At 68.9% G+C, this 12,557-nt stretch carries 10 protein-coding genes; 1 reads left to right on the top strand and 9 read right to left on the bottom strand.

The features are described 5' to 3' along the window. Positions 1–4: 4 nt before the first annotated feature. Positions 5–2,338 (top strand): arylsulfatase, encoded by a 2,334-nt coding sequence (locus tag KOL93_RS15435; protein WP_221586310.1) that lies wholly within the window; start codon positions 5–7, stop codon positions 2,336–2,338. Between the two features lie 74 nt (positions 2,339–2,412). Here the strand turns inward: KOL93_RS15435 and KOL93_RS15440 are convergent, their stop codons facing one another. The 9 genes from KOL93_RS15440 to KOL93_RS15480 all read right to left on the bottom strand — a co-directional run. Further along, positions 2,413–4,041 carry a SulP family inorganic anion transporter gene (locus KOL93_RS15440; protein ID WP_221586311.1) on the bottom strand — a complete coding sequence of 543 codons (1,629 nt, stop codon included), beginning with the start codon at positions 4,039–4,041 and terminating at the stop codon, positions 2,413–2,415. Further along, positions 4,038–4,991, bottom strand: coding sequence for an HAD family hydrolase (locus KOL93_RS15445; protein WP_260406654.1), 954 nt, complete (start codon positions 4,989–4,991; stop codon positions 4,038–4,040). Before KOL93_RS15445 ends, KOL93_RS15440 begins: the two co-directional genes overlap by 4 nt. A gap of 10 nt (positions 4,992–5,001) precedes the next feature. Next, positions 5,002–5,616, bottom strand: a complete 615-nt coding sequence (locus KOL93_RS15450) for a hypothetical protein (RefSeq protein ID WP_221586313.1) — start codon at positions 5,614–5,616, stop codon at positions 5,002–5,004. 31 nt (positions 5,617–5,647) lie between these two features. Continuing rightward, a complete protein-coding gene (locus KOL93_RS15455) occupies positions 5,648–6,319 on the bottom strand; it encodes a GAP family protein (protein WP_221586314.1) in 672 nt (223 codons plus the stop codon). Positions 6,320–6,327: 8 nt separating this feature from the next. After that, positions 6,328–6,690, bottom strand: a complete 363-nt coding sequence (locus KOL93_RS15460) for an SHOCT domain-containing protein (RefSeq protein WP_260406655.1) — start codon at positions 6,688–6,690, stop codon at positions 6,328–6,330. Position 6,691: 1 nt separating this feature from the next. Then, on the bottom strand, positions 6,692–7,117 hold the full coding sequence (locus KOL93_RS15465; protein WP_221586315.1) for a DUF6325 family protein: 426 nt from the start codon (positions 7,115–7,117) through the stop codon (positions 6,692–6,694). A 46-nt stretch (positions 7,118–7,163) separates the two neighbouring features. Further along, entirely contained in the window at positions 7,164–8,825 is a 1,662-nt protein-coding gene (locus KOL93_RS15470; RefSeq protein WP_221586316.1) for a SulP family inorganic anion transporter, read from the bottom strand. 107 nt (positions 8,826–8,932) lie between these two features. After that, positions 8,933–9,991 (bottom strand): AI-2E family transporter, encoded by a 1,059-nt coding sequence (locus KOL93_RS15475; protein WP_221586317.1) that lies wholly within the window; start codon positions 9,989–9,991, stop codon positions 8,933–8,935. A gap of 80 nt (positions 9,992–10,071) precedes the next feature. Next, positions 10,072–12,557, bottom strand: a 2,486-nt coding sequence (locus KOL93_RS15480; protein WP_221586318.1) for a DUF5979 domain-containing protein, incomplete at its 5' end; no start/stop codon positions are given.

A 12,557-nucleotide genomic window follows, 5' to 3' on the forward strand; every position in this document is an offset into this window, starting at 1 on the left:
AGAGATGCCGGAGTTCAATTCAGATTTCCGCGGGGAGATCAAACTCGACGTCCGTGATTCCGTCCCGGACTGGACGCCCTACGAACTGAAGACCGCGCCGGAGGGCGCTCCCAACGTCCTCGTCATCCTCTTCGACGACACCGGGCTCGCGTCCTGGTCGCCGTACGGCGGACGCATCAACATGCCGACGATGGACAGGCTCGCGGAGTCGGGCCTGACCTACACGCAGTGGCACACGACGGCACTCTGCTCGCCCACGCGATCGACGCTCCTGACCGGGCGCAACCACCACGTCAACCGCGCCGGCGTCATCATGGAGGGCACGAACGGGTTCCCCGGGTTCGCGGGACGCCTCCCGGCAGAATGCGCGACGATCGGTCAGATCCTTCAGGAGAACGGCTACTCGACCTTCTGGGTCGGCAAGGACCACAACATCCCCGAGGAGGACAACGCTCCCGGCGGCAACCGGTCGATGTGGCCCCTCCAGCTCGGATTCGATCGCTTCTACGGCTTCCTGGGCGGCGAGACGAACAACTGGTACCCGGATCTCGTCGAGGACAACCACTTCATCGAGGCTCCCGCCACCCCGGAGGAGGGGTACCACCTCTCCAAGGACCTCGCCGACCAGGCTCTGAAGATGATCCGCAACCAGCAGGCGTCGAACCCCTCGAAGCCCTGGTACATGTGGTACTGCCCCGGAGCCAACCACGCGCCGCACCACGCGCCGCAGGAGTACATCGACAAGTACAAGGGCGTCTTCGACGACGGCTACGACTCGTACCGCGAGTGGGTGCTCGAGCGCATGATCGAGAAGGGCATCCTTCCCGAGGGCACGGCGCTGACGCCGTTCAACCCGCTGCCGGAGGACGACGCGAATCCCGCCGACTACGTGCGCCCCTGGGACGAGCTGAGCGATGACGAGAAGCGGCTGTTCGCCCGGTTCGCCGAGGTCTTCGCCGGCTTCTCCGAGTACACCGACGCGCAGGTGGGTCGGGTCATCGACTACCTCGAGGAGACGGGGCAGCTCGACAACACGCTCATCTTCTACTGCGCCGACAACGGCGCGTCCGGCGAAGGATCGCCCGACGGATCCGTCAACGAGAACAAGTTCTTCAACGGGTACCCCGACGACCTCGCGGAGAACCTCGCGATGATCGACAAGCTGGGATCCCCGGACACGTACAACCACTACCCCACGGGATGGGCCGCCGCGTTCTCGACGCCGTTCCAGATGTTCAAGCGCTACTCGCAGTACGCGGGCGGCACGTGCGACCCGATGGTGATCCACTGGCCCAAGGGGATCGAGGCCCAGGGAGAGATGCGCCACCAGTACCACCACTCCGTGGACGTGGTGGCGACGGTCCTGGACGTCATCGGGCTCGAGATGCCCGAGGTCTACCGGGGCGTGCAGCAGCACCCCCTCGACGGCGTCTCGATGAAGAGCAGCTTCGACGCCGCGCCCGACGCGCCCAGCGAGAAGAAGACGCAGTACTACTCGATGCTCGGAACGCGCGGCATCTGGAAGGACGGCTGGAAGGCCGCCGCCGTGCACGCGCCTCTCACGGGCAAGGGCGACTTCGAGAACGACGTCTGGGAGCTGTACAACGTCGAGGAGGACCGCTCGGAGTCGAACAACCTCGCCGCGACCCATCCCGAGAAGCTCGAAGAGCTCGTCGCCGCATGGTTCGAGGAGGCCGAGGCCAACTTCGTGCTCCCGCTGGATGACCGCTCCGCGCGCGACCAGCTGACGGTGGAGCGCCCGCAGGCCGAGCCCCCGCGTGACCGCTACGTCTACTACCCCGACACCGCGGCGGTTCCCGAGAGCGTGGCCGTCAACGTGCGAGGACGCTCGTTCAAGATCATCGCGGACGTCGTCCTCGAGGAGGGCGCGCAGGGTGTGCTCTTCGCGCACGGCTCGCGATTCGGCGGACACTCACTGTTCATCAAGGACAACAAGCTCACGTACGTGTACAACTTCCTCGGCATCCCGCCCGAGCAGACGTTCACGTCCGGGGAGCTCACGCCCGGGCCGCACACGCTCGGCGTGGAGTTCACCCGCGAGAAGTCCGGTGAGCACGGGGAGGCCGTCGGAACGGCGAAGCTGTACGTCGACGACCAGGTCGTCGCCGAAGGGCCGATGCGCACGCAGGTCGGCAAGTTCACGCTCTGCGGCGACGGCCTCTGCATCGGCTGGGACAGCGCGGATCCCGTCAGCCGTCAGTACTCGAACCCGTTCCCCTTCAGCGGAGGCAAGCTGCTCGGCGTCGGGGTGGACGTGAGTCCTGAGCAGTACCTGGACCTCGAGCTCGAGGCGGCGGCGATGCTCTCCCGCGAGTAGTCACGCGGTACGCGGCCCCCGACAGGCGAACTCGCTGTCGGGGGCCGCGTCGTGTGCGGCGGACGGCCGTGCCGTCAGCCCGCGGACGCGAGGGCTTCTGCGACGGTCGGGTGCACGCGGCCGGCCGCCGCGAGATCTCGATACCACCGCGTCCTCGCCGCGACGGCCTGGGCCTTCGCCGGCAGCGCCGCCAGATGCAGCGTGACCCCGGCTGCCGCCAGCTCGCTGTCCAGGTCCTCCAGCGTGTCGAGCACGGTGATGGTCATCACCGACAGTCGGCGCACGTCGAGCACGAGCGTGTCCACGGGCTCGGAGCGGGCGGCGACGAGCCCGACGATCGCGTGCTCGTGCGCCAGCGCATTCGCCGTGTACATCCCGCGGCCGACATGGACAGCGATCGTCGCGCCGTGACCTCCGACGACATCGAGCTGCGGCACGTTGAGCTCCCGCAGCACCAGGAACAGAGTGATCGCGACGCCGCCCGCCACGGCCGCCAGCAGGCCCGCGGTCAGGCCGAGAACCGCGACGACGAGCGCGACCCAGAAGTCGAGCGGACTGATGCGCGCCCAGCGGACGAGCAGAGGAATGTCGATCAGGCTCGCGACGGCCACCAGCACCATCGCCGCGAGCGTCGCCTCCGGCAGCAGCGAGACGGCCGGACCGAGGAACAGCGCGACGAGGATCGCCAGGCACACGGTCACGACCGAGGCCAGCTGCGTCTTCGCCCCGGAGCTCTGGTTCACGGCGCTCTGCGAGAAGCCGCCCGCGGCGGGCAGGACCGTGAAGAACGCGCCGGCGAGGTTCGCGGCGCCCGCGGCGAGCAGCTCCTGGTCCGCATCGATCGCCGGTTCGGACTTCCGCCGGATGCCGCGCGCGACCGCCGCCGACTCGAGGAAGACCATCATCGCGATCGCGAGGGCCCCGGGAACGAGTGCGACGACCTGCGTGAGATCCGGGAGCCCCGGGGTCGGCAGGCCCGAGGGAACCGGGTCGATCAGCGCGACGCCGGCGTCGTCGATGTCCGCCAGCCACACCAGGAGGATCCCGGCGACGACTGCGATGAGCGTGCCGGGCACGCGCGGCGCCACGCGCGTGAACAGCACGATCACGAGGATCGATCCGGCAGAGAGCGCGATCGTGGGCCAGTTCACGCTGTCGAACGCCGCAACCGCCGCGGCGAGCGATCGGAAAAATCCCTCGCCGGAGGCGTTCGCGCTCTCTCCGAGCAGCTTCGGCAACTGCCCGATGGCGACCGTGCCGCCCACCCCGATCTTCACGCCGAGCACCGTCGCCGCGCTGATGTTCTCCACCACGGATCCGAGGCGCAGCAGCCTCGCCGCCAGGAGCAGGAGACCGACCAGCATCGCAAGCGCCATGAGCGTTCCCGCGGCGTCGTCCGAGCCCGCGGCCACGCCCGCCGTCACGAGCGTGGTCGCCGTGAGCGTCGCAATCGTCGACGTGGTGGAGACGCTCATCGCTCGCGAACCGCCGAGCAGGGCGTAGACCAGCATCGGGATGATGCACGTGTAGAGCCCCACCTGCACGGGCAGATTCGCGATCGTCGCGTACGCCATCGCCTGCGGCACGACGACCGCTCCGGCGGAGAGCCCCGCGATGACATCGGGGAGGAGCCATGCACGGCGATACCCGACGAGGGTCGGCAGCAGTCGGCGCGTGCGCGGGGACGCCGCGGGAGCAGTCATGCTCGGCGCGGCGGGGGCGTGGGATCCGGGAACACCGCATCCCAGTCGTCGCGCACGCTCGCCACCGTGTAGCCGTTCTCGCCGGCGGCCGCCAGGGCGTGCTCGGCGCCTGCATCGTACGTCGCGTCGCCGCGGTCCGTGTCATCGTCGTGGTGGATGAGGAGAGCGAACCCCGCACGGGGCCCGCGACGAGCGAAGTCGAGCATCTCCATGTCGCCGTTCGAGTTGCCCGCGGCGAACAGCGGACGTCGGCCGATCCTGCTCCAGATGCGGATCGGCTTCTCCGCGCCGTCGTCGAAGAACGTCAGCGAGGCGGCGTACCGCACGGCCGCCGCGTCCTCGTCGTAGGTGAGTCCGAACGCGGATCCGATCACCCGCTCGGGCGGGATGCCGTAGTTCGCCTCCGTCATCGGGCGCATGAAATCGCGCTCTCCGCCCGAGACGATGTAGCACGTGAAGCCGTGGCGTTCGAGATAGCGAATCAGCTCGGTCATCGGCTGATACACCGCGTCAGCGTAAGGACGATTCAACGTCGGGTGCAGCGCCGAACGGTAGAAGTCCTCCACGGATCCTGCATAGTCCTCGACGCTCATGCCATCCGTGAGTCCGACGATCGCCTCGAGCATCACCGACAGATCCGTGTCGTCCCCGTCGTAGTGCTTGTCGATCGCGGCGCCGAGCCACGCGAGGTCGCCCCTCACTGCGGCGCGGTACGGCTGCTGTTCGGCGAGCGCGGGGCTGTCCTCCGCGGTCGTGCGCCAGCGGTCCACGACGTAGTGGAGCTGCGTGGGCATCGGCTTCTCCGACCAGAGCGTCCCGTCGTTGTCGAAGACGGCGACGCGCTCCTCCTCCGGAACGGCGCCCGGTCCCGAGACGACGGACTCGACGAAGTCCTCGATGGCGCGTCGCGTCGCGGTGTCCCGCCAGGAGCGCAGGTCGGCTCGGGGCATCATCGCCGCCTCAGATCTTGATGGGGAACGTCAGGAGCAGCCCGATGCCGACGACGGCCACGACGATGGCCAGCGAAAGCAGAGCGAGCCGGGTGCGGCGAGTGAGATCGCGTTGCGACATCGCCGTGAGGAACAGCACGAGTGCGAACAGCACGGTCAGGAGCGAGTAGTTGTCGCCGCGCTGGTTGTTCTCGAGCGCCTCATCGAACTTCGCGTCGGCACGGTCCGACAGCTCCTGCGCCTCGAGTGTTCCGGGCGGCACGTACTCGGCCATCTGCATCGGGCCGCGCTCCGCTCGATCTCCGGCCTCCCACGCGTCGAAGGCGACCCGGAACTCGGTGCTGAACCGCTCTTCGATGAACGAGACGAGCTCCTCTCGCCCGTCGGCCTCGGCCAGCACCCACTGCGCATAGATGTTGAGGTCGTACAGCCGCGCGTCTCGGGCCTCGCCGTCGGCGGCGGCGGCCTGGATGCGGGAACTCGACGCCTGGCTGAAGGCGATCGACATCTCGCCGCCCCACTTCGACGACTCGAACCCGCACCAGGCCGTGAGCACAGCGGTGATCGACAGGACGAACACCGTGATGACGTCGACGACCTTGTGCCATGACTGCTCTTCAGCCATGATCCTGCTCCTTCATTCCTGCGGGCCGGTGCTAGAAGCTGCCGATGCCCTTGCCGATGATGACGACTCCGAGAACGAGGAGGAGGACCGTCATGATGACGGCATTCTCCCTCGACAGCCACACCCGCAGCGCGTCCAGTGGCTGGGCGAGCCTGTCTGATGCCACGAGATACCCGATGACGGGGATGATCACGCTGCAGGCGGCGAGGAGAGTGAAGACCGCGATCGTCAGGGCCGCTTCGCCCGTCGGGAGATCGCTGTCTCCGATGATGATGCCCGCGCTCGCCGCGAGCAGGAGGTTCTTCGGGTTGATGCCTGCGAGCAGGGCGCCGAGGCCGAGCGCGCCGCCGAAGGAGATGTTGTCGACCGTCTTCATCCACTTCGGCAGCTTCGGCTCGTCCCCGGCTCCCGGCCGTCCTCGCCACTGCCTCGCGGCGAGGAAGAGCAGGCCCGCTCCGAGGAGGAGCTGGATCACGCCCACGACGGGCTTCGGACCCGCGTCCGTCGTCTCCGGGAGGACCTGGGCGAGCAGGACGAACGCCGACGTCGCGATGACGACGCCCAGGATCCACCCGATGAGGTATCCGACGCTGGTCGTCCGCGCTTTGGGGGAGAGCAGCATCAGGACGGCGACGATGATCGGCACCGGACTGATCGCGATTCCCAGAGCCAGCGGCAGTGTCTGGCCGATTGCGGGACCCATGTCGGAACTCAGGCGAGCAGCTTGGCCTTGGCCGACGCGAACTCGTCGGCGGAGAGCACGCCAGCCTGCATGAGCGAGGCGAGCTGCTGAAGCTGCGTCGCCACGTCCGTGGCCGCGGGAGCGGCCGCCGGGGGAGCAGCCGGGGCGGCTGCGGCGGGCTGCGCGTACTGCGCGGCGGCGTTCTGCGCCGCCGCGTCGATCTGCGCCTGCTGCTGGGCGGCTTCGTACTGCTGCTGCTCGTACTGCGCCTGGCTCTTGCGCTGCTGCGCGGCGCTCATGCCGCCGGACACGGCTGAGGCCGTTCCTGCGACGACAGCGGTGCGTGCGGCGAGTCCGATCAGGCCGGGACGGCCCATTCTGCGGAGGGGCATCTCACTCTCCTTCCTGCTCGACGAGGTCGAGCAGAGCATTGACGACAGGGGCGGGGACGCGTTCGCTGCGCAGCACTTCGCCGCCGCCGGAGGCGAGGCTCTGCGCGAGCGTGCGTTCGAAGGTCAGCTCGAGCGCGAGCAGCCCGGCCGACGTGCCGGGGGCGATCTGCTCGGCGAAGTCGGCGATGTCCTCCTCGCCGACGATGCCGGCCGACACGATCTCGATCTCGTCGAAGCCCGCGCCGCCCTCCACCTCGACGACGGTGAGGTCGCCGCCCTCAGACCTGCTGAGGATGATGAAGTCGAGCAGCCGCACGAGGCCGCTCTCGAGGAGCTCTCCGAGCGCCCCGAGGGTCTGCGGGTCGGGCCCTTCGCCTTCGAAGCCGACGAGATAGAGCTCGACGGGTCCATATCGGAAATTGGTCATTCGCTTCTGATCTCCTTCTGTCGTGTCGCGGTCGTGCACGCGATGATCACGGGGCGGAATCTCCCGTGTCGTCGGAGAGCGCGGCGACCGCGGCTCGGTTCGTGGTGAACACCTGCTGGTCGGTGAGGATGCCGAGCCTCTCGAGCCGGGGCTGAGCCTCCGGACGCAGGCGGCTGAAGGCGAGCTCGACATCGTGGTCGGCGAGCCAGTCGGACAGGCTCTCGAACGACTCGGCCGCGGTGACATCCGTGTCGGTGACGGCCTCCATGTCGACGACCAGGCTGTGCACGGCTCCGGGGCCCGCCGACGTGATCGACGTCTTCACCGCTTCGACGAAGACGTTGCCGTTCGCGAAGAACATCGGGGCCGCCATGCGCACGACGATGACGCCGGGCGCGGTCACGGCGCCCTGCGGAGCGTCGTCGAGGAGGGACGCCCGTCGATCGTTGTCTGCCGCGAGCACGTCGATCGCGGGGGAGGCCGCCCGCTTCGCCATGTTCACGAGCGCGAGGACGAAGGCGACGAGGATGCCCGGGATCGAGCCGACGAAGAGCGTCACGAGGAAGCACGCGGCACCGATCGCGAATTCGAATCGGTCGAGCTTCCAGAGCCGCGCGAACTCCCGGAACCCGAGCAGGGGGAGGATCGCGACCGCCACGATCGCCCCGATCGCCGGGGAGGGGATGTCGGCCAGGAGTCCCGTGCCGAACAGGAGCAGAAGGAGCGTCCCCGCCGCGAGGACAAGGGACGGGAGCTGGGTGCGAGAGCCCGCCTGGTCCATCGCCGCTGTGCGGCTCGTCGAGGAGCCGACGGCGAAGCTGCCCTGTGCGCCCGCGGCGATGTTGCCGAGACCGAAGGCGAGCAGATCGCGGTTCGGACGGGTCACATAGTGACGCTTGTCGGCGTAGGAGCGCGAGACGAGCAGCCCCTCCGCGGTGGTGACGAGCGTGAGCGCCAGGGCCGAGGGAACCAGTGCGAGCCACTCCAGCCAGGAGAGCATGGGCCAGGTGAAGGTCGGGGGCCCCGCGGGGACCTCTCCGAGCACGGCGACGCCCGCATCGTCGAGGCCGGCGGTCACGACGAAGACCGTCGCGACGACCATGACGATCAGCGCCCACGGCACCGTCGCGACGAGCCGACGCCCGACCAGGAGGATGGCGACGGCGACGACGGAGATGAGGATCGACCACGGGTTCGCCGTGCCGAGTCCGCTGATGAGCCCGATGACCTTCTCGACGAACTCTCCGCCGGATTCGATCGACACACCGAGCATCTTCGCGACCTGCGAGACCAGGATGTCGAGTGCCAGGCCGCCGACGAAGCCGATGAGGATCGGCTTCGAGAGGAAGTTCGCGAGGAATCCGAGCTTGAGGACGGAGAGCAGCACGAACATCACGCCGCAGATGATCGCCTGCGCCAGCGCCATCGTCGCGTAGTCCTCGGAGCCGGCTGCAGCGAGTCCGCCGATCGACGACGCGACGAGCGCGGCTGCGGCGGCGTCGGGTGAGGCGACCACCTGGCGCGAGGAGACCACGAGCGCGTAGACGATCGTCGGCACCACGAGCGCATACAGCCCGGCCGTCGGCGGAAGGCCGGCGATCTGGGCGTAGCCGATGTTGAGGGGGATGGCGATCGCGAGAAGCGTGATTCCCGCGAGCAGCTCGGTGACGAGGTTCGCGCGGGTGAGGCCCACGAGCGGTCGCTGCACTGCCGTCTCCCGTCCGTCGTGATCGCCAAGCGGCGGTCGCGTTCATGCTGGCACCGCGAGTGCGAGCGCACCACGGTCGGTTCACCCTCAGCGGGCGATGCGGTCGGTCACCTCTCGGGTGCCGTCACCCGCGCATCCTGCTGGGGCACGACGACCTGCCGCACGATGATGAGGATGGACGCCGTGATGGGCACCGCGATGAGCGCCCCGAGCAGGCCGAGCAGCGCCGCGCCGATCATGGCGCCCGTGATCACGAGCACGGCAGGGACTGCGGCGGTCCTCCCCAGGATGCGGGGGGTGAGGACGTAGGCCTCGACCTGGATGTAGAGGAAATAGCCGATCAGGAAGGCGCCGGCCGCCCACGGGCTGATGAAGAGCGCGCCGACGGTTCCGATCACCAGGAAGACGAGCGAGCCGATCATCGGCACGAGGGTCACGAAGAAGGCGACGAGAGCCATCAGCGCCGGGACCGTGGATCCGATCGCGAGATGGAGCAGGAACACGGCGATCGCGTTGAGCGTCGAGAGCGTGATGCCGCCCGACACGACCCCACCGACGGAGGTCGTGATCTGATTCACGAGCGCAGAGAACCGCTCTCGGCCGTACGCCGGCTGCAGCCGCGCCAGCGCCTCCTTCATCATCGGCAGAGCCGAGACGAAGTACAGCGTCAGCACGACGACCATGAACCCGGTCGAGATCGCGCCCGCCACGCTGAAGCCCGCTCGCAGCACTCCGCCCGACACGGCCAGGAAGTTCGAGACGTTCGTAAAGGAGCGCACGCTGTCGGCGATCGCCGCGGAGAGATCCGTGTCGAGGGTCGACTCGAGCGACGTGAACCACTCGCTCTCCTGGAACGCGTCGATGGCCGCCGGCGCGCTCACGACCAGGTGGGCGAACTGCCGGATCGTCGGGGGAACGACGAGGAGCACGACGACGGCCACGATCAGCAGGAACGACACCGCGACGATCGCGATGCCCCACCCGCGGGGGATCCGGCGCCGTTCGAGAGCGCCGACGGCCGGGTCGAGGCCGAGAGCGAGGAAGAGCCCGAAGAACACCGTCATCAGGACGCTGGAGACGGACGCGATCGCGACGGCGAGCGCGACGGCGATGATGATCCCGATCGCCACGGTGAACCCCGTGACGATCGGGCGCGTGAGCAGCATGCGCGTGCGCGAGGCTCCCTCCGACGGTGCGCTCGAGATCTCACGTCGCGGCGTGCGGGGCCCTCTGCCCGGTGCGAACCTCACAGCCGTCCCTGCTTCCTGCGGGAGGTCGCGAAGGTGATCCAGCCGGCCGCCGCGAGGACGGCTCCGATCAGCCCGATGCGTGCGATCGCGCTCCAGTCGAGTCCTGTGGGCGCCAGGCCGTGGAAGGTGTTCTCGAGCTCGAGACCCTGTTCGACGTCGGCACGGATGGGGAAGTATCCGTCGCGGCTGTCGCCATCGAGGTCGATGAGGGCGATCTCCGTTCCCGCGTCGTCGAGGAGGCGCGTCGCATCCGCCCCGCCGTCGTCGGTCTCGGCGATTCCGCACAGCGCGCCCGGCGGAAGCACCTCGTACTCGGTGCGGAAGTCGTTGCCCGCATCGAGCTCGCGGACGGCCCCGCCCGGGATGTCGGTGAGCGCTGCTCCGCTCTCCGGGTCGATGCACTGCATCGTGACCTCGAACGGACCGGCCCCGCGCGTCGCGGCGTCTGCGCCCGTCACGGTCTTCGAGACGACGACGCTTCCGGCGAGGAAGGTGTTCGTCGCTGTGACCGTCGAGACGCTCCCATCGCCGATGGCGGCGGGGGATCCCTCGATCTCGTGGCTGTCGGCGACGCCGTCATCTGTCTCTTCGACCCCGCACACGGATCCGTCGGGCAGGCCGTCGACGGTCTTCTCCAGCGGCTCCTCGCCTCCGAGGATCACATCGGCGTCGTACACCGTGCGGGGGGTCGGCCTGCCGTCATCGAGCGTGCACGTCACGTGCAGAGTGAAGGGCCCGGCGCCGAAGTGCTCGGCCCCCGCACCCTCGAGCTCCTTGCGCAGTTCGAGGGCGCCGGCATCGAACGTGTTCACGAGGTCGATGCCCACGCTCGCGTTCTCCTCGACGGTGACGGTGCCGTCGTCCGGCGTCATCGTCGACGAGCCCGCGCCGCCGTCGTACGGCTCGGTGAGCGTGCACACCGCGCCGTTCGGGAGGCCCTCGTAGACAGCTGCGAAGTCGTTCTCCGCACCGAGCGTGCGGTTCGCGCCGCCCGGGACGTCGACCGGCAGGACCTCGCCCTGCACGGTCAGCTCGCAGGCGAGCCGCACGACGAAGTCCGTGGTGCCGAGAGCCGCTCCGGGCCCCGCGACGTCCTTGTGGACGGTGACGTCTCCGGTGTCGTAGCGATTCTCGACGTCGATGGTCACCGAGGCGCCGGGCTCGACAGTCACCAGGCCGTTCGCCGGCGAGATCGTCGTCTCGGAGGCGTTCGCCGCATCCGACTCGGTGAGACGGCACAGAGCGCCGTCGGGCAGGTCCTCGTAGGCGGCCGACAGGCTGGTGTCCTCCGAGAGGGTGCGCGTCGCGCCGCCGGGGATGTCGATCGGAGCGCCGTCCCAGGTACAGACGAGAGAGACCTCGAACGTACCGGTCGCCCACGGTGCGCCGGCACCCGTGATGGACTTGTCGACCACGATCTCGCCGACCTCGAACGCGTTGTCGATCGCGATCGTGACCGGCTCGTCAGCGCCGCCCACGGTGACCATGCCGTCGGCGGGCTCCATGCTCACCTCGCTGGCGCCGCCGGTGTCGGTCTCCGTGACGCGGCACTCGGCCCCGCGGGGCAGGGTCTCGTACGTCGCGGTCGCCGTGGCGGGGTCGTCGGTGATCTGGAGGACGCGTTCCGCGCCCCCGGGGATCTCGATGTCGGTGGGCTCTCCGTCGACCTCCACTGTGCATGCGAGATCCACGGTGAAGGGCTTCGTGCCCCATCGCTCGGCGCCGGCGCCAGACGTCGTCTTCTCGACGACGACGCTGCCGGCGTCGAAGGTGTTGTCGATGGTGACGGCGACGGGTTCGGTGGAGTCGCCGACGGTGACGTTTCCGTCGGTGGGGTCGATGCTCACGTCGGTGGCGCCGCCGGTGTCGGTCTCGGTGACCTGGCATTCGGCGCCGGGAGGCAGCGCTTCGTAGGTGGTGGTCGAGGTGGTGGGGTCGTCGGTGATCTGGAGTTCGCGGTCGGCGCCTCCGGGGATGTCGATCTCGACGCGGTCGCCGTCGATCTCGGCGGTGCAGGCGAGGTGGACCTCGAAGGGGCTCGTGCCCCAGAGGTCGGCTCCGGCGCCGGAGGTCGTCTTGTTCACGACGATGCTGCCGACGTCGAAGGTGTTCACGACCGTGAACTGACGCTGATCGTCTTCGCCGACCTGCCACCGCTGAATCGGCTCGCCGTCTTCATCCAGGATCTCGGAGGACGCCGCATTACCGGCGTCGGATTCCTCGAGGGCACACCAGGCTCCGGCCGGGAGCCTGTCGTACGACGTCGTCCAGTCGCCATCCTCGGTGAGGGTGCGGGTCGCGCCGCCGGGGATATCGACGATGCGATCCTGACTGGTGCGGTCGAAGCAGCGGAGTGTCACGTCGTAGCTGGAGTCGGCCCAGCGGGTGTCTCCCTCGAACTCCTTGGCGACCGTGACGGATCCTTCGGCGAAGGTGTTCGTGATGGTGACCGAGACGGTCTCGTCGAGGGGGATGGTGACCG

It is taken from the genome of Microbacterium salitolerans, assembly GCF_019720895.1.
In the GTDB taxonomy this organism is placed as follows: Bacteria; Actinomycetota; Actinomycetes; order Actinomycetales; family Microbacteriaceae; genus Microbacterium.

Bases quoted from the DNA above. Each gene is read 5' to 3' on its own strand.
- KOL93_RS15435 (WP_221586310.1), top strand. From the start codon at position 5: ATGCCGGAGTTCAATTCAGATTTCCGCGGGGAGATCAAACTCGACGTC.
- KOL93_RS15440 (WP_221586311.1), bottom strand. From the start codon at position 4,041: ATGACTGCTCCCGCGGCGTCCCCGCGCACGCGCCGACTGCTGCCGACC.
- KOL93_RS15445 (WP_260406654.1), bottom strand. From the start codon at position 4,991: ATGCCCCGAGCCGACCTGCGCTCCTGGCGGGACACCGCGACGCGACGC.
- KOL93_RS15450 (WP_221586313.1), bottom strand. From the start codon at position 5,616: ATGGCTGAAGAGCAGTCATGGCACAAGGTCGTCGACGTCATCACGGTG.
- KOL93_RS15455 (WP_221586314.1), bottom strand. From the start codon at position 6,319: ATGGGTCCCGCAATCGGCCAGACACTGCCGCTGGCTCTGGGAATCGCG.
- KOL93_RS15460 (WP_260406655.1), bottom strand. From the start codon at position 6,690: ATGCCCCTCCGCAGAATGGGCCGTCCCGGCCTGATCGGACTCGCCGCA.
- KOL93_RS15465 (WP_221586315.1), bottom strand. From the start codon at position 7,117: ATGACCAATTTCCGATATGGACCCGTCGAGCTCTATCTCGTCGGCTTC.
- KOL93_RS15475 (WP_221586317.1), bottom strand. From the start codon at position 9,991: ATGCTGCTCACGCGCCCGATCGTCACGGGGTTCACCGTGGCGATCGGG.